The sequence below is a fragment of the Lysinibacillus sp. NPDC056185 genome, assembly GCF_047737915.1.
GTDB lineage: Bacteria > Bacillota > Bacilli > Bacillales_A > Planococcaceae > Lysinibacillus.
This window is the reverse complement of record NZ_JBLLLQ010000005.1, coordinates 151,402-170,029: the sequence shown is the minus strand read 5'-3', so window position 1 is coordinate 170,029 and position 18,628 is coordinate 151,402. Positions and strand designations below refer to the sequence as shown.

Sequence of the window (18,628 nt, the reverse complement as noted above, 5' to 3'; positions counted from 1 at the left end):
TCGCGTTCTCCCTCATGATTGGAAAGTAATTTTTCTGCAATTGGCTCACTATATAATCTTATTATTTGCCTTTTCTCTTATTCCAATCCGTTAAAAATCCTTCAATTCCTTTTTCCGTTAATGGATGATGGAAAAGTTGCTTTAATACTTTAAAAGGAGTAGTTGCAATATGTGCACCAGCAAGTGCTGCCGCTGTTACGTGCTGTGGATGACGAATAGATGCAGCGATAATTTGCGTATCGATATTATGGATTGTGAAAATATCTGCAATCGTTTCAATTAGTTCTACACCGTTTTGCCCCATATCATCGAGACGACCGATAAATGGTGATACATATGTAGCACCTGCACGAGCAGCCATTAATGCTTGGTTGGCACTGAAGATTAATGTTACGTTCGTTTTAATACCTTTGTCTGCAAAGAAGCGACATGCCTCTAAGCCAGCTGGAGTCATTGGCAGTTTAACTGTAATATTTGGAGCAATTTCAGCCAATTCTAAGCCTTCTTTAATCATACCTTCCGCATCTAGAGCAATTACTTCCCCACTCACTGAGCCATCTACAAGCTCTGTGATTTCACGAAGACGATCATGGAAAGAAACGTTCTCTTCTTTAGCAACTAACGATGGGTTTGTCGTAACACCTGATAAAATACCCCATGCGTGTGCTTCTTTAATCTCTTCAAAGTTTGCTGTATCAATAAAAAATTTCATTATATTCCCTCCTGATCACTGTTTGGCTCATTACCATAACGTGGGTTAATTTTCGTTCCGATTGGGCGCTTTCCTAGGGCCGTTCAGTTGGATCGGAAATCAACTATTATACATTACATTCGTTTTAACACAAATGCCATCCCCAACTTTTGGTGATGAACCCCATATTTAAATTTTCGCCAAAAATTTATCATTTCAAAAACAAGAGAAGGTCGATAACAGCATCAACACTTCTCTTATTTTGTGTATTCATCTGATCTTTTGTACTTTTAGATACAAAAATTATGCTTTTTGCGCACTACCAAATTCACGGATTTTCCCGATAACTGTTGTTTTAATCGCTTCACGTGCTGGAGCAAGGAATTTACGAGGGTCATAAACAACTTTATCTTTATCAAGAACTTCACGGATTACTTTAGTAGCAGCAATTTGATTTTCAGTATTGACGTTAATTTTTGCTGTACCTAATGAAATTGAGCGTTGGATATCTTTTGTTGGAATTCCTGTACCACCATGTAATACTAATGGTAAATCTGCTAATTTAGAGATTTCTTCCATTTCTTTAAAACCTAAATTTGGTTCTCCTTTGTAAGGACCATGTACAGAGCCTAGTGCTGGCGCTAAGCAATCGATATCTGTTAACTCAACCATTTTACGGCATTCCTCTGGATCAGCGTACATAATACCACCGATAACGCCATCCTCGTCACCGCCTACTGTGCCAAGCTCCGCTTCAACAGAAACACCTTTCGCATGAGCGTACTCAACTACTTTTGAAGTAGTCGCAACATTTTCCTCGAATGGATGATGAGATGCATCAATCATAACCGAAGTAAATCCTGCATCAATTGCTTCTTTACATTTTTCAAAGCTTGAACCATGGTCAAGATGAATAGCTACAGGTACTGTAGTGCCATAAGATTCCATCAAACCTTTTACCATGTGTACAACGGAGATGAATCCGCCCATATATTTACCTGCGCCTTCAGAAACGCCTAGAATAACTGGAGATTTTTCTTCTTGTGCTGCTTGTAAAATTGCTTGAGTCCACTCAAGGTTGTTGATGTTGAACTGACCAACCGCATAACCTTCTGCTTTTGCTTTAATTAACATCTCTTTCATAGATACTAATGCCATACTAAAAATCCTCCTCTTAGGACTATTCTTTTACATAGATATGCTATTCAATCATAGCAAAAACAAAGTAACCTGAAAAGCATTTCAGGTTACTTTGTTTTCTGCACGAAAGCGAAGTGCAACGGAGCGACAGTGCCAACCGCAGTGGAGTGCAACGGAACGAAGGTTTAGCCCCTGAAAAGCAAGGGCTGTTATTTTCTACACGAAAGCGTAGTGCAACGGAGCGACAGCGTCAAACCGCAGTACAGTGAAACGAAACGAAGGTTCTAGTTGCTGGGACAAAACTCGTCAAAACCTTAAAAAGCGCGAGAAATCAATTTAGAAACGTTGATTTCTTGTGCTTTTTTGATGTTAAATTTTGCGTAAAAAAATATGCTTATGTCATAAGCGGCGCAAATTATCAGTGCGGTCAGATAGTGTTGCATGAAGGTAGATGTCGATATTTTTGAAAGTTGGGTGATAAATCGATAAAGTTGGTCGATAAACAATCAAAAGTTCTCGATAAATCTCAAAACTGCAGCTCATCGGACGCCCCAAGGAAGCTTTGCACTGTGCGAAAGCGTAGCGACAGCAACGACAACAACAACAACAACAAAGCGCCGAGTAGGAGCGGAAATCAAACCTCACGTTATGATGAGCCTTATATTTCGGAAGCAAAATGAATATGAAACGATAAAACATTACTTCAAATCGAATAATAACCATAAAAAACAGGCGGTGTTGACCACTGCCTGTTCATCTAAACTTTTAATGTTTTATTAACTTCATCTCGCACTTCAAAAATATCAAAAGGCTTAGTAAAATATCGAATTGCTCCTAAATCTAATGCCTCCTGTACAACGTCCAATTCACCATATGCAGTCATCATGAATACTGGGAGTTGTGGCCACTTCTCTTTTAAGCGCTTTAAAATTTCTATGCCATCCATCCCTGGAATTTTCATGTCTAATAGGACACAATCCATTTCCTCCTCAGCATATTTCAGTGCTTCCATACCATTTGCAGCTAAATATGTAACATAACCTTCCTTTTTCAACACTTCATTTAAAAGTAAACGAATTCCTGGTTGATCATCGACAATTAGTAATCGTTTCACATTCATTCCGCCCTTTTTGAGTTATTATTCTTACAGAAAAACTTCCTATATTATGTATTATTCTCCTTTAACCTCTTAATACCTTCTAGTATTATAAATTATCTGCTTTTGCTTTATGCTCTTTTCATACCTATAATATTGATTGAGGTGGGATCATGTCAAAAATTCTAACAACACAATTAAGTGGATTATTACAAAGAATAACACAAAATGAAGAGGAAGCTATTGAAGAAACAGCGCGATTACTTGCACAAGCGGGTATTGGTGAAGGCAATGTCTATTTCGCATGTTTTGGCGAAATGCAAGTTGTCGAATTAAATGCATGCCAAGCTGTGGAACGTTTTACGAAGTTAGTCCCTTGGACAAAAGATACAGTGATTACGGAAGCTGATCGTGTATGCATTTTTACACGTAGTGCACACGATGAGGATGCATTAGCCTTAGCACAGCAATTAAATAATCATTTTATTCCATTTGCAGCAGTTGCTAGCGAAGTTGTTAATTCCGAAAATCCACTAGCAGATTTAGCGTATACGTATATTTCAACACGCATGCGCGGTGGTTTATTACCAAACGATTTAGGCAAGCGCATAGTCGTGCCACATGCTATTGCTGCCCTTTTTGTTTATGAAGCAGTAAAAATTGCGTATGATGAAATGCTTGGCCTTGATGACGAAGAGTTGTAATAATTCCATCATTTTCGCCTTTGCATGATTGATGCTGCCGCTGTCAAGCGCAGATTATGAAGAAAAAAAAGAGTTGTCTCAGCACTTGAGACAACTCTTTTTTCATTATTTGAATGTTGATCCGATAAAATCACGGAACAATGGCTGTGGACGGTTTGGACGTGATACCAATTCAGGGTGGAATTGACATGCTACGAAGAAATTATTTTCTGGTAACTCGATAATTTCCACTAATTTACCGTCAGGGCTTGTACCTGAGAAGACAAGACCTTCAGCTTCCATCGCTTCACGATATTCATTGTTAAATTCATAACGATGGCGGTGACGTTCATAAACAAGTTCTTGACCATAAGCTTGGATTGCCTTTGAGCCTTCTTTTAACTTACATGGATATAAACCTAAACGTAATGTACCACCGATGTCTACACTGTCGTTTTGATCTGGTAGGAAATCGATAATAGGATATTGCGTTTTTGGATCAAGCTCTGTAGAATGCGCTCCTTGTAAACCAAGTACGTTACGAGCAAATTCTACTGTTGCAAGTTGCATACCTAGGCAAATACCTAAGAATGGTACATTATTTTCACGAGCATATTGCGTCGCTAAAATTTTACCTTCAACTCCACGATCACCGAAGCCACCTGGAACTAAAATTGCATCAGCACCTTTTAATAATGAAACAACATTGTCAGCATCCACATGTTCTGCATTGATCCAATCAATCTCAATATCAGAATTAAATGCATAGCCTGCATGCTTTAATGCCTCTACAACAGAAATGTAAGCATCTTGTAGTTCTACATATTTACCTACTAATGCTACTTTTCGTTTATTTGGTAAGCTCTTCACTTTTGCTACAAGCTCGCGCCATTCTTCCATATCTGCCTCTGGTGCTTCAATGCCAAAATGGTCAAGCACGATATCATCAATATCTTGTGCATGAAGGTTTAGTGGTACTTCATATAAATGTTCTGCATCGCGAGATTCAATAATTTCGTGTGGCTGAACATCACAGAATAAAGCTAATTTTTCTTTCATATCCTGAGGCACTTCTTGCTCTGTGCGTACAACGATAATATTTGGTTGAATACCTAAAGAACGTAATTCTTTTACAGAATGCTGAGTTGGTTTTGTTTTTAGCTCACCTGCAGCTTTAATATAAGGAATAAGCGTACAGTGAACATACATCACATTGTTATGACCTAAATTCGTTTTCATTTGACGAATTGCTTCAAGGAATGGCAATGACTCAATATCCCCAACTGTTCCGCCTACTTCTGTAATAACTACGTCTGCATTAGTTTCGCGACCAGCTCGTTGAATACGATCTTTGATCTCATTTGTAATGTGAGGAATTACTTGTACTGTTCCACCGTTGTATTCACCACGGCGTTCTTTTTGTAATACAGATTGATAAACACGTCCTGATGTTACTGTAGAATGTTTTCCTAGGTTAATATCAATGAAACGTTCGTAGTGACCTAAGTCTAAGTCAGCTTCTGCGCCATCATCTGTTACGAAAACCTCACCATGTTGATAAGGACTCATTGTACCTGGGTCAATATTGATATATGGGTCAAATTTTTGAATCGTTACTTCTAATCCGCGATTTTTTAATAAACGACCTAGAGATGCTGCTACAATCCCTTTTCCAAGTGAAGAAACAACCCCACCTGTTACAAAAATATACTTCGTCATGAAAAAATTCCTCCTTTTGTTGTTCTAGAAATTACTAGTAAGAAAAGTGCATTCACGTCCTAAGCTAAGTAATCTTGAGCATTAATGCAAATGTCTCTACGGCCTAAGAAATTGATATTTCTTATCCCTAAAATAAGAAAAGCCGAGAATGCCTACAAAATTGTAGTCGATTCGAAGCTGTAATCGTTTCTATCTCTTTTCTACTTTCCTTTTAAAAAATCCATCCTAACATATACTCAGTCACCGATTAATATACATCATGAATAATTTAGAGCATTTATATTCATTCCGTAGCTATAAACATGGGAGAACTTGACTGAATATAGTTAAAAAAATAAAAAAACGCTCCTCCTGCATAGGTTTGCAAGGGAAGCGTATTACATACACGGTCTTTCTCCTTTAATTAAGGAGCCCAAGTAAAAGATTAAACGGAACCGCGATAGAAGTCAAGATTTTTTACTACACGGATAAAAGAAAGAAAATTTCAAAGAGTAATTATCATCAATTATGCCTCAGCATAATTGCGTCCGGAATCGGCTTATTTCAGCGGTTGTTTGCTGAAATAAGTTAGATTTCGTCCTCTTCTTCAAATTCCTCTTCATCTTCATCAGTAAAGTCCTCGTCGATTTCTTCATCGATTTCCTCTATATCTTCTTCATCAAAATCGATATCTTCTTTATCTTCTTCTTCTTCATCTAGATCATCATCTTCTTCAACGAATTCTTCATAATCTTCATCGAAGTCAATATCTTCTTCCTCTATATCTTCATCTAAATCATCTTCTTCAACGGCAGCTTTAGATTTTTTCTTATGAGTTTTAACAGAAGGAGCTGTTTCTTCTTCAATCTGTTCAACTTTATACCATTCACGTAAGCCCCAGCCAGTTTCCTGATTAAATAAGAAGCGGCCATCTACATTTAAATCTGTGTAAAATTGTAGTAGGCGAGCTTTCATTTCTTCATCACTATAGCCTACAAGCTCTTGAATAATTGTTAATAAGTCATTAAAAGACACTGAGGCACGTTTTTCATTTAAAATTGCATACGCTAAGTTAATTAACGACTCTTCCGTTAATTGTTCTTTTGTCATTTCACGAAAATTCATTCGTGCACTTCCTTTCCCTCATCACATTGGACGTTTTAAAATTTATATAGCTTTATTGTCGGAGCGCAGCAAAAAAGGCCGCACAAAAGTAACTTTCCATATCATAAGCATAATACCCATTATATACAAAGTTTTATCCTCTTTGCTAGCTTCAATTACTGTTTTTTATATCACGCATTTTTTTTATCCCTAAGTAAAACAAATAGAAAGATAATATAAGTAAAGGAACAGCGCCAAATTGCTTATCATACAGGAAAATAACTCCTACCACCAAAGCCAAAATAATGATGTAGTTAATTGTTGATTTCATCATTCTACTGCGCCTCCCCTTTTTTTTACATTTCTTATTATAACGGAAATAAAAAGAAGTGCCTAATCCTAAGACTAGACACTTAAAACTTCACAAACATTTTGCACAAACAAAATACTACGAATTACATATTACGACGATATTGTCCGCCAACCTCATATAAAGCATTTGTAATCTGCCCTAAGCTAGCGACTTTTACGGTTTCCATAAGCTCCGCGAAAATATTACCGTTGTTTACAGCTACTTGTTGTAAACGAGCAAGGGCCGCTTCGTTCTCACCTTCATGTTGCTTCCAGAAGGCATGTAAATTATGAATTTGCGTCTCTTTTTCTTCCGTCGAGGCACGCGCAATTTCCATATTGTTAATTTCATCTTCTGAAGGTGGGTTCGGATTTAAGTATGTGTTCACACCAATGATTGGTAACTCACCTGAATGCTTTAGCATCTCGTAGTGCATGGATTCCTCTTGAATTTTACCACGTTGATATTGTGTTTCCATTGCACCTAGCACGCCACCACGATCATTGATACGATCAAACTCTTCTAGTACCGCTTCTTCTACAAGGTCTGTTAACTCTTCTACGATAAACGCTCCTTGTAATGGATTTTCGTTTTTCGCTAAACCATGTTCCTTCGTAATAATCATTTGAATAGCCATTGCACGACGTACAGATTCTTCCGTAGGCGTTGTAATTGCCTCATCATATGCATTTGTATGCAATGAATTACAGTTATCCTGTAATGCCATTAACGCCTGTAAAGTAGTGCGGATATCATTAAAATCAATCTCCTGTGCATGCAAACTGCGTCCAGATGTTTGGATATGATATTTTAATTTTTGTGCTCGTTCATTGGCGCCGTACTTATCACGCATGACAACTGCCCAAATGCGACGGGCTACACGTCCAATAACTGTGTACTCTGGATCAAGTCCGTTAGAGAAGAAGAATGATAGATTTGGCGCAAAGTCGTCAATATTCATTCCTCGGCTTAAATAATATTCCACATACGTAAAGCCATTTGCTAATGTGAAGGCCAATTGTGATATTGGGTTCGCACCAGCTTCAGCAATATGGTAACCAGAAATAGATACTGAGTAATAATTACGAACTTTATGATCGATAAAGTATTGCTGAATATCTCCCATCATTCGTAACGCAAACTCTGTTGAGAAAATACATGTATTTTGCCCTTGATCTTCTTTTAAAATATCTGCTTGCACGGTTCCACGTACAACCTGTAATGTCTTCTCACGTGTCTCCGTAAATTCTTCAACTGTTAAAGGTCGACCAAGTTCTTCCTCACGTAGTTTCACTTGCTGATCAATAGCCGTATTCATGAACATCGCCAAAATAACCGGTGCCGGACCGTTAATTGTCATTGATACTGAAGTTGATGGTGCACATAAATCAAAACCTGCATAAAGCTTTTTCATATCCTCTAGCGTACAAATAGATACACCCGATTCTCCAACTTTCCCATAAATATCTGGTCGGTAATCAGGATCCTCACCATAAAGCGTTACCGAATCAAATGCGGTTGATAAACGTTTTGCATCATCATCCTTCGATAAATAATGGAATCGTTTATTCGTACGCTCAGGCGTGCCTTCACCAGCAAATTGTCGCTTCGGATCTTCACCTTCACGTTTAAATTGGAATACCCCCGCCGTATAAGGGAATTCACCAGGTACATTTTCTCTATAAACCCAGCGTAAAATTTCACCATAATCTACGAATTTCGGTAAAGCAACTTTAGGTATTTTTATACCAGAAAGGCTTACTGTCTTTAAAATTGTTCGAATTTCTTTATCACGAACTTTCGTGACAAATTCGTCTCCTGCATACGCTTCTTTTAAAGCATGCCAATTGTCTAATATTCGTTTAGACTCAGCTGTTAATTCATCTCTAACACCTTCCGCTAAAGAAGTGAGAGATGCGATAAGTGCATCATTTGGCGCTTTTTCCTTAACCGCTTCAATAGCTCCCTCTAATTGGTATAGACGGCGAGCAAATTCCACCTGTTGCTCTGATTTTTTATGATAGCCACGCACAGTATCTGTGAGTTCTCGTAAATAATAACGACGGTCGTTCGGAATGATAACATCTTGTTTTTGGGTTTTCGCAAATTGCTCATAGCCTGTTTCCCAATTACTACCTGTCTTCGTATTAATGATAGTTACTAATGCAGCAAATAAAGCATTCGTTCCTTTATCATTAAATTGACTGGCAATCGTACCGTACACAGGCATAGTATCAAGTGATTCATCCCAAAGCTCTCGTGAACGTTGATATTGCTTCTGCACTTGACGTAATGCATCCTCAGAACCTTTGCGTTCAAATTTATTGATAGCGATCACATCCGCAAAATCAATCATGTCAATTTTCTCAAGCTGTGTTGGCGCACCAAACTCACTTGTCATCACATACATAGATAGATCAGTGTATTTTGTAATTTCCGCATCACCCTGACCAATACCACTTGTTTCTACAATGATTAAATCATAACCCGCTACACGCGTTACATCTAGCACATCCCCAATGGAAGCAGTAAGTTCTGTACGAGATCCACGGGTTGCTAAACTACGCATATATACGCGATTATTGAAAATCGCATTCATACGAATTCGGTCACCAAGTAAAGCCCCACCTGTCTTTTGCTTTGTCGGATCGACAGAAAGAATAGCTACGCGTTTATCCGGAAACTCCTTCAAGAAGCGGCGAATTAATTCATCTGTTAAGGAAGATTTACCCGCACCACCTGTTCCAGTAATGCCCAATATAGGCGTCCCTTTTGAGCGTTTGCGAGCTTCCGCTAGCATCTTTTTCGTTTCTTCATCATCATTTGACTCAGCAGCAGTTAATAAATTTGCTAAAATTTCAGGTGTTTCTGTGGATAGAGCATCCAGCTTTTCTTGATAGCTACCTATAGCAGTCGGGAAATCAGTTCCTTTAATTTTCTCATTAATCATCCCTTGTAAACCTAAAACACGCCCATCCTCTGGTGAGAAAATCCCTGCAATCCCGTAAGCATGTAGCTCTTTAATTTCACGTGGTAAAATAACACCACCGCCACCACCATAAATTTTAATATGTGGCGCCCCTTTTTCACGCAGCAAATCATACATATATTTAAAGTATTCCATATGCCCGCCTTGATAAGAAGATACCGCAATACCTTGAGCATCCTCTTGAATCGCAGCATTTACGACTTCTTCCACGGAGCGGTTATGTCCTAAATGGATTACCTCTACACCGCTTGATTGTAAAATACGTCGCATAATGTTAACCGAAGCATCATGTCCATCAAAAAGACTCGATGCTGTTACAAAACGTACGTGATTTTTTGGACGATATACTTCTACCTTTGTCATATGAAATCCCCACTTTCTCCCCTTAATGTTCTTTATCGACTCATCATCATAAAGTGTGGTTGATTTCCGTTCCGACTGGGCGCTTTGCCGCTGACGCTTCGCTTTCGCGCATAGCAGAGCTTCCTGGGGGCGTCCGATGAGCCGCTTCACTCGCACCGCTCGCTCCAGGGTCTCATCTGTGACGCTGATCCCCAAGGAGTCGCCCAGTCTCCACTTCAATCAACTAATTTACATGACATACATTTTTAACAAATATCATCCCCAACTTTGGTGATGAGCCTCATAAAAAAGCCGGTAATTGCAATGTCGCTCTATGCAATTACCGACAACCCCTTTACGGAACTTATTAGAACCCCTTTATGCCCGAAATAAACAATGTTATTTGCATTTCAATAAATTCGTCAATAGAGTGCTGACGATGGAGCGCCCATTTACGGAATGCCCAGCTTTGTCCAGAAACGACTAAGTTATTTGCTGCCAAGTGAATTTGTTGATCCGTCATCGTTATTTCACCTGACTGCACACAGCGTTGTAGTAATCGCTCAAAAGTACCTACCATTTCAAACTCTTTACTAAATACATAACGTTGTGCTTCTTTTGATAATGATTTAGTTTCCTGATACATGATTGTCAGCTCATCAACCATACTATCAATTTGCAAGAAATACTCTCGAATCATTTCCTTTAACTCTTCTATAGTTCCTGCCTTAATCTCATAACTTGAAAGTCGCTCCATCGCATGGTGATAAATACTATCACATACAAGGTAAAGGACATCTTCCTTAGTACGAATATATTCATATAATGTTCCGATACTAAAGCCTGCAGCTTTTGCGATTTCTCTCGTGGTAGCACGATGAAAACCTTTTTCTTTAAATAATTTAATGGCTCCCTCTATCATTTGTTCTCGACGAATGGCGATGAGATTTTCATCTTTTACCGTTGACTGTACTTGGGGTCTTTTATCTCTTTCTGTCATACGTTATTTTGTCAACATACGAGAGATAACAAGTCGTTGAATCTCTTGTGTACCTTCATAAATTTGTGTGATTTTTGCATCACGCATGAAGCGCTCAACTGGATAATCTTTCGTATAGCCATATCCACCAAAGACTTGAACCGCCTCAGTCGTTACATTCATCGCAGTATCGCCAGCCATTAATTTTGCCATTGCAGATGCCTTACCATAAGGTAGACCATTTGATTCCAACCAGGCCGCTTGGTATGTAAGCAGTCGAGATGCTTCAATTTGAGTTGCCATATCCGCTAGTTTAAAGGAGACACCTTGGTTAGCAGTAATCGGCTTACCAAATTGCACACGCTCTTTACCGTATTCAACAGCTGCATCTAACGCACCTTGTGCAATCCCTACAGCTTGTGCCGCAATACCATTACGTCCTCCATCAAGTGTTGTCATCGCAATTTTGAAGCCTTCTCCCTCAGCTCCAAGCATGTTTTCTTTCGGAACGCGACAGTTATCAAAAATAATTTCAGTTGTAGGAGATGAACGAATTCCTAGTTTTTTCTCCTTCTTTCCTACCGAGAAGCCTTCATAGCCAGCTTCAACGATAAAAGCAGTTGTGCCATGTTTAGCTTCTGGGTCTGTTACTGCAAATACAACATATGTATCTGCTACTCCACCATTGGTAATGAAAATCTTCGAGCCGTTTAAAATATAATCATCGCCATCACGTTTTGCATAAGTTTTCATGCCTCCAGCATCAGAACCTGATCCTGGCTCCGTTAAGCCATATGCACCGATATGTTTACCTTCTGCCATCGGACGAAGATATTTTTGTTTTTGTTCTTCATTACCGAATTTATAGATCGGCCAACCCGCAAGCGAAGTATGTGCTGATAAAGTTACCCCTGTTGACGCACATACACGTGATAATTCTTCTACAGCAATGACATACGCAAGATAATCAAAGCCTGCACCGCCGTATTCTTCTGGCCATGGAATACCTGTTAAGCCTAGCTCCGCCATTTTATCAAAAATTGCACGGTCAAACTCTTCGTTCTCGTCACGTTCAGCTGCTGTTGGTGCTACTTCATTAATAGCAAAATCACGAATCATTTCGCGTAATTGCTCATGCTCTTCTGATAATTGAAAGTTCATTGTCCATTTCCCCTTTTTCGTTAGACTCTGTTAGTGCTATATTGTTGATTTCAATTTTTGATAATGTTTCTGGATTATTGCTTCGAGAAACCGAGCAAATCTTTTTGTTACCTGATCAGTTCTTCGAGGTACCTGAGCGATTCATTGCTTTACCTGAGCAGTTCTTCGGGTTACCCGAGCGATTTATTGCTTTACCTGATCAGTTCTTCAGGTTACCCGAGCGGTTTATTGCTTTACCTGATCAGATTTCTGGGTTACCCGAGCGATTTATTTTAGCAATCGACATCATCCTTGAAAAATCAACATTGTAAAGACCTTATTTAAGTAAATGTTTACTAATGACTAGCTTTTGAATTTCACTTGTACCCTCGTATATTTCTGTCACCTTTGCATCTCGGAAATAACGCTCTACGGGATAGTCTTTTGTATAGCCATAGCCACCAAAAATTTGGATAGCGTCTATTGCTGTTTGCACTGCCGTACGAGAGGCAAAAAGTTTTGCCGTCGAGGCCTCGGCTCCACACGGTAACCCTTTTGTGCGTAAATCCGCTGCCCGATAAACTAATAATTTCGCTGCTTCTACAGCAGTCGCCATATCAGCAAGCTTGAAGCCAACCCCTTGTTGCGCTGCAATAGGCTTTCCAAATTGAACACGTTCTTTGGCATAGGCAGTAGCTGCCTCTAGCGCTGCTTCAGCAATGCCTAGAGCTTGTGCTGCGATTCCAATACGTCCAACATCTAAGTTGGCCATTGCAATTTTAAAGCCTTCCCCTTCCTCCCCAAGAAGGTTCGTAGCTGGAATGCGACAGTTGTCGAATGTTAGTTGAACTGTACGTGAGCCGTGTAGACCCATTTTATGTTCATCTTTCCCTATGATTAAGCCAGGTGTTCCTTTTTCAACTATAAATGCTGAAATACCGCGTGTTTTTTCAGCAGGATTCGTTGAGGCAAAGACAATATAAACATCTGCTTCTCCGCCGTTTGTAATAAACACCTTGGAGCCGTTGATGACATATTCATCTCCATCTCGCACCGCTTTAGATTGTAAAGAGCCAGCGTCAGAACCAGCGCTAGGCTCCGTTAAACAAAATGCCCCTAAATATTCACCTGCAGCAAGCTTTGGAACATAACGTTTCTTTTGTTCATCGTTGCCGAAATAAATAATGGGATTTGTTCCAACCGAAGTATGCACAGATAAAATAACCCCCATTACCGCGCTAACCTTCGACAGTTCATTGATAGCAATTATGTACGATGTAAAATCCATCGCTGAGCCGCCTAATTCCTCAGGCGTCGTGATCCCCATTAAACCTAATTCTCCCATTTGTGCAAGGAGTTCGCGTGGAAACTCTCCTGCCTCCATACGTTCTACCCACGGTTCGATTTTATCCTGAGCGAAATTCCGAACCATATCACGCATCATTATTTGTTCATCTGTAAATTGTAAATGCATCTATAATGTCACCCCTGTACGTTGTCCCGTAGCATTACACTTCGTTTGAATCGTCCCATCCCCATAGGATTATTCGTAAACGTAAAATCCTCTTCCAGATTTTTTACCTAGCCATCCTGCTGCCACATATTTACGAAGCAATGGACAAGGTCTATATTTACTATCACCTAAGCCCTCATGTAAAATCTCCATGATGGATAGACATGTATCAAGACCAATGAAATCTGCTAATGTTAATGGCCCCATCGGATGATTCATTCCGAGCTTCATCACATCATCAATAGCTTCCTTCGATGCTACACCCTCATACAATGCGTAGATCGCTTCATTAATCATTGGTAATAAAATACGATTTGAAATAAAGCCTGGGAAGTCATTTACTTCCACTGGCGTTTTCGATAATTTTACTGTCATTTCTTCAACCGCTTTGTAGACTTCATCACTCGTAGCTAACCCTCTAATAATTTCTACAAGCTTCATAACAGGTACCGGATTCATAAAGTGCATACCAATCACTTGCTCTGGACGATTTGTGACAGCTGCAATTTCCGTAATTGGTAAAGATGATGTATTCGTAGCTAAAATGGCATGTGCCGGTGCAATCTGATCAATTTGCTTAAAGATGGATTGCTTTACTTCCATATTTTCCACTGCTGCCTCGATGATAATATCTACGTCACTAGCATCCTGTAAATCTAGTGACATATTAATACGACCTAGAATGGCCGCCTTCTCATCCTCAGTTTTACGACCCTTTTCGACATCACGTGTCAGGTTTTTCGTAATGACTCCTAAACCACGTTCGAAAAATTCTTGCTTCATGTCGTTCAGTTTGACGTCATAACCAGCTTGTGCACAAACTTGTGCAATGCCGGAGCCCATTTGCCCAGCACCAATAACCATTACTTTTTGAATTCCCATCATTCATGTCCCCCTGTTTTCGGTACTTCAATCATAATCGCATCGCCTTGCCCTCCACCTGAGCAGATAGCAGCAATTCCGATACCACCGCCACGGCGCTTTAATTCATGAGCAAGTGTTAAAATAATGCGTGCTCCAGATGCTCCGATTGGATGACCTAATGCAACTGCACCACCGTTAACATTGACCTTTTCAGCATCTAAATCCGCCAATTGTTTGCTGACAAGTGCTACTGCTGCAAATGCTTCATTGATTTCGATCAAATCAATGTCAGCTAATGATTTCCCCGTCTTTTTCAGTAATTTGTTAATGACAAGCCCTGGTGTTTGCGGGAAGCTCTCTGGCTCAATAGCAATCTCTTCATGGCCGATAATAACTGCAAGTGGCTCTCTGCCTTCACGAGTTGCACGTTCTTCACTCATTACTAATAAGGCACATGCACCATCGTTAACACCAGGTGCATTACCTGCTGTAATTGTTCCATCCTTGTCAAAGGCTGGTTTGAGTTTTGCAAGTACCTCCATTGATGTACCAGCTCTTGGTGCCTCGTCTGTATCGACTTGAAGCGGTTCTCCCTTACGTTGTGGAATTTCCACAGGCACAATTTCTTCAGCAAAGTAACCTTTTTCAATTGCTGCAAGTGCACGTTCATGACTGCGAACTGACCAAGCATCCTGCTCCTCACGGCTTAACGAATATTCTTTCGCAGTTGTATTACCGTAGCTTCCCATATGCGGCCTTGCCTTATTAAAGGCACATGTTAAGCCATCATATAGCATGCCATCCACCATCGTTGAGTCGCCCATGCGTAAGCCAGTTCGACCATTTTGTAAATAATACGGTGCATTGGACATGGACTCCATGCCACCAGCGATCATTACTTCTTCGTCCCCTAATCGAATTAGCTGATCTGCTAGTGTTACAGCACGCATCCCTGACGCACAAACTTTGTTAATCGTTTCTGTTTTTACCGCTATTGGTAAATTTGCTTTGATTGCAGCCTGCCTTGAAGGAATTTGGCCCTGTCCCCCTTGTAAAACGGAGCCTAAAATTACTTCATCCACTTCATCAGGCGAAATATTCGCTTTCTCAAGTGCCCCTTTTATGGCGATTGCACCTAAGTCACTTGCACTTAATGCTGATAGTGAACCTCCAAACTTACCAAATGCAGTTCTTGCTCCTGCTAAAATTACAGCTCTATTCAAGTAAAACACCCCTTTTGTTTTACGTTCTAGAAGAAGTATTAGAGCATCTACGTTGACTGAACGCTCGCTCGACCTCTTGCGATGAAAAATGGGAGTTTATTGATCAACTCCCATCTCCATTTAATCTTATTCTACAAAACAATTATTTATTGTGCAATTTATATTTTTCAGATAACAGAAATATTTCTACAATAACTATCATTTTTCTGCGTTAGCCTCTGTATTCTTGTCTTGTTCGACACTGTCCACTGAAGCTACCACTTCTTCAACCATTACATCCGCTGCTTCTTCAACAGATTCTTCGACAGCTTTCACTTTTTCACCAAATACAGAACGCTCTAATAGTTCTGCAACATCGAATGTACTGATTGTATCTTCAACCTCTTTTGCCTTTGTACCATCCTCAAGCATTGTTAAGCAGTAAGGACATCCAGAAGAAATAACTGAAGCATCCGTTGCTAAAGCTTGCTCTGTTCTTGCTACGTTAATTCGGTTGCCGACATGCTCTTCCATCCACATTAAACCGCCACCTGCACCACAGCACATTGCCGTTTCACGATTACGCTCCATTTCCACAAGCTTAACACCTGGGATACCACGTAATATCTCGCGTGGTGCATCATAAACATCGTTATAACGACCTAAATAACAAGAATCGTGGAAAACAATCGTTTCATGAACTTCGTAATTTAACGCTAGACGATTTTCTTCAATCAATTGATTCAATAATTCAGTATGGTGGTAGACCTCGCCCTTCCAGCCAAAGTCTTGGTATTCATTTTTAAAGATATTGTATGCGTGCGGGTCAATCGTAACGATTTTCTTCACATCGTTTTTCTCAAATTCATCGATATTTGCTGTTGCCAACTCTTGGAATAAGAACTCATTTCCTAAACGACGAGGAGTGTCCCCTGAGTTTTTCTCTTTATTTCCTAAAATCGCAAACTTCACGCCCGCCTCGTTTAATAAACGACAGAAAGCTAATGCAATTTTTTGCGAGCGGTTATCAAATGCACCCATTGAACCTACCCAGAATAAATATTCCATTTCCTCGCCTGATTTTTTCAGCTCTTTCACTGTTGGAATATGAATTGTTGGATCTAGGTCACGCCAATTTTCTTTTTCTTTACGGTTTAAGCCCCAAGGGTTACCTTGACGCTCGATATTTGTCATCGCGCGTTGTGCATCAGGATTTACTTTCCCTTCAGTCATTGTTAAGTAACGACGTAAATCAATAATTTTATCGACATGTTCGTTCATAACAGGACATTGATCCTCACAGTTACGGCAAGTTGTACATGCCCAAATCTCTGATTCTGTAATAACATCGCCAATTAAAGAAGGGTTGTAGATATCTTCAATGACTGCCCCCTCAGCACCAGCTGCCATCGCTAGCTGATTCCCCTTTGTATTAGCAAAGAATTGATAAGGTACCCAAGGCTTTTGCTTTGTCTCAACAGCACCTGTAAATGTTAAATGATCACGTAGCTTCACGATTAAATCCATCGGTGATAGCATTTTTCCTGTACCTGACGCTGGACACATATTTGTACAGCGTCCGCACTCTACACAAGAATATAAATCGAGCATTTGTTTTTGTGTAAAGTCTTGAATACGTCCAACACCGATTGCTGGAATATCCTCTTCATCTTCAGCATTTTCTAATGCTTCAAAGTCGATTGGTGTTAAAGTACCTGTACGATCCAAACGGTTCATATACACATTAATCGGGCTTACAATCAAGTGGAAGTGCTTCGATTGTGGTACATACACTAAGAATGTCAAAAGAATTAGTAAGTGCGCCCACCACATTACATAGAAAACAACAGCCGCTGCTGATGCTGGTAAGAAACTAAAAATAGCGGCAATGCTAGAAGCAACTGGCTCTGTATAAGTTAGTTCTTCACCATGCCAAATTATTCCCATACCATTTGCAAGTAATGTGGATACCATTAACCCACCAATGAAAATTAGGACAAGACCATTTTTCCAGCCTCGTTTTAGACGTACTAGCTTTTCTACATAGCGTCGGTAAAATGCCCACACAACCGCCACTAAAATCATTAATACTACAAGCTCTTGGAAGAATGTAAACACACTGTAGAAAACACCAAGCGGTAAATGTGATCCAGGTGCTAACCCCTTCCAAATTAAATCAATGGCACCAAGCTGCACCATCAAAAATCCATAGAAGAACATGACGTGAATTAAACCACTCTTTGGATCTTTTAATAGCTTGTTTTGGCCAAGTACATTGACCATAAGATAACGAACTCGTTCTTTAACACTTTCATCAAACTCAACCTTTTTCCCCAATTGCACAAACTTATAGCGTGTTTTTAACAGATAGAAGAACAATCCTACTGCATAAAGCACAACCACGACTGTTAGAACAATGTTTGCAATTACTAATGGACTCATGGTTGGTCCCCCCTTTAGTTTGTCGTAAGTTTCTCTCTTTGTGGTAAATTTGCTAGCTCATACGTAAATGTACGTCATTCCATCATTATATTCCCATTCTAATAAATGAGTGAGCATTCAGTCAACATAAAACGGAAATATTTCTGATAATTTTATATTCTTACATTTTATAAGAAAAAAAGCCACCCTGAATTTTTCAGAGTGACTATTTTTCTCATTATTTTAAATACAAATATATAACTTCTCACCATAACGTGGGGTGATTTCCGTTCTAATTGAAATTATTCCGATAAAAACTGAAATTGTTCCGATAAAACGAGAAAACATTCCGATAAAAGCTAAAATTGTTCCGATAAAGTGAGATTTTGTTCCGATAAATCTCCAAAGTATTTA

Annotated in this window: 15 protein-coding genes; 2 read left to right on the top strand and 13 right to left on the bottom strand. The window is 39.5% G+C overall.

Annotated elements, in window-relative coordinates; all coding sequences use genetic code 11:
- Positions 1-61: 61 nt before the first annotated feature.
- From fsa to ACMZ42_RS07455, 3 genes are all read right to left on the bottom strand, one after another.
- Entirely contained in the window at positions 62-712 is a 651-nt protein-coding gene (gene fsa, locus ACMZ42_RS07465) for a fructose-6-phosphate aldolase (RefSeq protein WP_370083030.1), read from the bottom strand.
- Between the two features lie 282 nt (positions 713-994).
- A complete protein-coding gene (locus ACMZ42_RS07460) occupies positions 995-1,849 on the bottom strand; it encodes a class II fructose-bisphosphate aldolase (RefSeq protein ID WP_370083032.1) in 855 nt (284 codons plus the stop codon).
- A 739-nt stretch (positions 1,850-2,588) separates the two neighbouring features.
- Positions 2,589-2,945, bottom strand: coding sequence for a response regulator (locus tag ACMZ42_RS07455; protein WP_132360320.1), 357 nt, complete (start codon positions 2,943-2,945; stop codon positions 2,589-2,591).
- A gap of 155 nt (positions 2,946-3,100) precedes the next feature.
- Between ACMZ42_RS07455 and ACMZ42_RS07450 the strand changes: the two genes are divergently transcribed.
- The gene (locus ACMZ42_RS07450) at positions 3,101-3,631 is read left to right on the top strand and encodes a DUF2529 family protein (RefSeq protein ID WP_415731048.1); all 531 of its coding nucleotides are present in this window, start codon (positions 3,101-3,103) and stop codon (positions 3,629-3,631) included.
- 105 nt (positions 3,632-3,736) lie between these two features.
- Here the strand turns inward: ACMZ42_RS07450 and ACMZ42_RS07445 are convergent, their stop codons facing one another.
- From ACMZ42_RS07445 to ACMZ42_RS07420, 6 genes are all read right to left on the bottom strand, one after another.
- Positions 3,737-5,329, bottom strand: a complete 1,593-nt coding sequence (locus ACMZ42_RS07445; protein ID WP_370083036.1) for a CTP synthase — start codon at positions 5,327-5,329, stop codon at positions 3,737-3,739.
- A gap of 567 nt (positions 5,330-5,896) precedes the next feature.
- Positions 5,897-6,433, bottom strand: coding sequence for a DNA-directed RNA polymerase subunit delta (gene rpoE, locus ACMZ42_RS07440; protein WP_370083038.1), 537 nt, complete (start codon positions 6,431-6,433; stop codon positions 5,897-5,899).
- 151 nt (positions 6,434-6,584) lie between these two features.
- Complete coding sequence (locus ACMZ42_RS07435) at positions 6,585-6,746, bottom strand: hypothetical protein (protein WP_370083040.1); 162 nt, start codon at positions 6,744-6,746, stop codon at positions 6,585-6,587.
- Positions 6,747-6,867: 121 nt separating this feature from the next.
- A complete protein-coding gene (gene icmF, locus ACMZ42_RS07430) occupies positions 6,868-10,116 on the bottom strand; it encodes a fused isobutyryl-CoA mutase/GTPase IcmF (RefSeq protein WP_415731047.1) in 3,249 nt (1,082 codons plus the stop codon).
- A gap of 346 nt (positions 10,117-10,462) precedes the next feature.
- Positions 10,463-11,095: a TetR/AcrR family transcriptional regulator gene (locus ACMZ42_RS07425; protein ID WP_323654254.1), complete on the bottom strand. Its 633-nt coding sequence runs from the start codon at positions 11,093-11,095 to the stop codon at positions 10,463-10,465.
- 3 nt (positions 11,096-11,098) lie between these two features.
- The gene (locus ACMZ42_RS07420) at positions 11,099-12,235 is read right to left on the bottom strand and encodes an acyl-CoA dehydrogenase (RefSeq protein WP_402870666.1); all 1,137 of its coding nucleotides are present in this window, start codon (positions 12,233-12,235) and stop codon (positions 11,099-11,101) included.
- A gap of 44 nt (positions 12,236-12,279) precedes the next feature.
- Here ACMZ42_RS07420 and ACMZ42_RS07415 point away from each other — a divergent pair, with 44 nt between their 5' ends.
- On the top strand, positions 12,280-12,546 hold the full coding sequence (locus ACMZ42_RS07415; RefSeq protein ID WP_415731046.1) for a hypothetical protein: 267 nt from the start codon (positions 12,280-12,282) through the stop codon (positions 12,544-12,546).
- A gap of 5 nt (positions 12,547-12,551) precedes the next feature.
- On the opposite strand, the gene ACMZ42_RS07410 is transcribed toward ACMZ42_RS07415, so the two are convergent.
- From ACMZ42_RS07410 to ACMZ42_RS07395, 4 genes are all read right to left on the bottom strand, one after another.
- Positions 12,552-13,688 carry an acyl-CoA dehydrogenase gene (locus tag ACMZ42_RS07410; protein WP_415731045.1) on the bottom strand — a complete coding sequence of 379 codons (1,137 nt, stop codon included), beginning with the start codon at positions 13,686-13,688 and terminating at the stop codon, positions 12,552-12,554.
- 69 nt (positions 13,689-13,757) lie between these two features.
- Positions 13,758-14,609 (bottom strand): 3-hydroxybutyryl-CoA dehydrogenase, encoded by an 852-nt coding sequence (locus tag ACMZ42_RS07405; RefSeq protein WP_415731088.1) that lies wholly within the window; start codon positions 14,607-14,609, stop codon positions 13,758-13,760.
- The gene (locus ACMZ42_RS07400) at positions 14,609-15,814 is read right to left on the bottom strand and encodes an acetyl-CoA C-acetyltransferase (protein ID WP_415731043.1); all 1,206 of its coding nucleotides are present in this window, start codon (positions 15,812-15,814) and stop codon (positions 14,609-14,611) included. The genes ACMZ42_RS07405 and ACMZ42_RS07400 overlap by 1 nt, the downstream gene beginning before the upstream one ends.
- Positions 15,815-16,012: 198 nt before the next feature.
- Positions 16,013-18,235, bottom strand: a complete 2,223-nt coding sequence (locus tag ACMZ42_RS07395; RefSeq protein WP_415731042.1) for a heterodisulfide reductase-related iron-sulfur binding cluster — start codon at positions 18,233-18,235, stop codon at positions 16,013-16,015.
- Between the last annotated feature and the right edge of the window lie 393 nt (positions 18,236-18,628).

What these genes read in the sequence shown, in the direction of transcription:
- fsa (WP_370083030.1), bottom strand. Translation starts at nt 712, where the DNA reads ATGAAATTTTTTATTGATACAGCAAACTTTGAAGAGATTAAAGAAGCA.
- ACMZ42_RS07460 (WP_370083032.1), bottom strand. Translation starts at nt 1,849, where the DNA reads ATGGCATTAGTATCTATGAAAGAGATGTTAATTAAAGCAAAAGCAGAA.
- ACMZ42_RS07450 (WP_415731048.1), top strand. Translation starts at nt 3,101, where the DNA reads ATGTCAAAAATTCTAACAACACAATTAAGTGGATTATTACAAAGAATA.
- ACMZ42_RS07445 (WP_370083036.1), bottom strand. Translation starts at nt 5,329, where the DNA reads ATGACGAAGTATATTTTTGTAACAGGTGGGGTTGTTTCTTCACTTGGA.
- rpoE (WP_370083038.1), bottom strand. Translation starts at nt 6,433, where the DNA reads ATGAATTTTCGTGAAATGACAAAAGAACAATTAACGGAAGAGTCGTTA.
- ACMZ42_RS07435 (WP_370083040.1), bottom strand. Translation starts at nt 6,746, where the DNA reads ATGATGAAATCAACAATTAACTACATCATTATTTTGGCTTTGGTGGTA.
- icmF (WP_415731047.1), bottom strand. Translation starts at nt 10,116, where the DNA reads ATGACAAAGGTAGAAGTATATCGTCCAAAAAATCACGTACGTTTTGTA.
- ACMZ42_RS07425 (WP_323654254.1), bottom strand. Translation starts at nt 11,095, where the DNA reads ATGACAGAAAGAGATAAAAGACCCCAAGTACAGTCAACGGTAAAAGAT.
- ACMZ42_RS07420 (WP_402870666.1), bottom strand. Translation starts at nt 12,235, where the DNA reads ATGAACTTTCAATTATCAGAAGAGCATGAGCAATTACGCGAAATGATT.
- ACMZ42_RS07410 (WP_415731045.1), bottom strand. Translation starts at nt 13,688, where the DNA reads ATGCATTTACAATTTACAGATGAACAAATAATGATGCGTGATATGGTT.
- ACMZ42_RS07405 (WP_415731088.1), bottom strand. Translation starts at nt 14,609, where the DNA reads ATGGGAATTCAAAAAGTAATGGTTATTGGTGCTGGGCAAATGGGCTCC.
- ACMZ42_RS07395 (WP_415731042.1), bottom strand. Translation starts at nt 18,235, where the DNA reads ATGAGTCCATTAGTAATTGCAAACATTGTTCTAACAGTCGTGGTTGTG.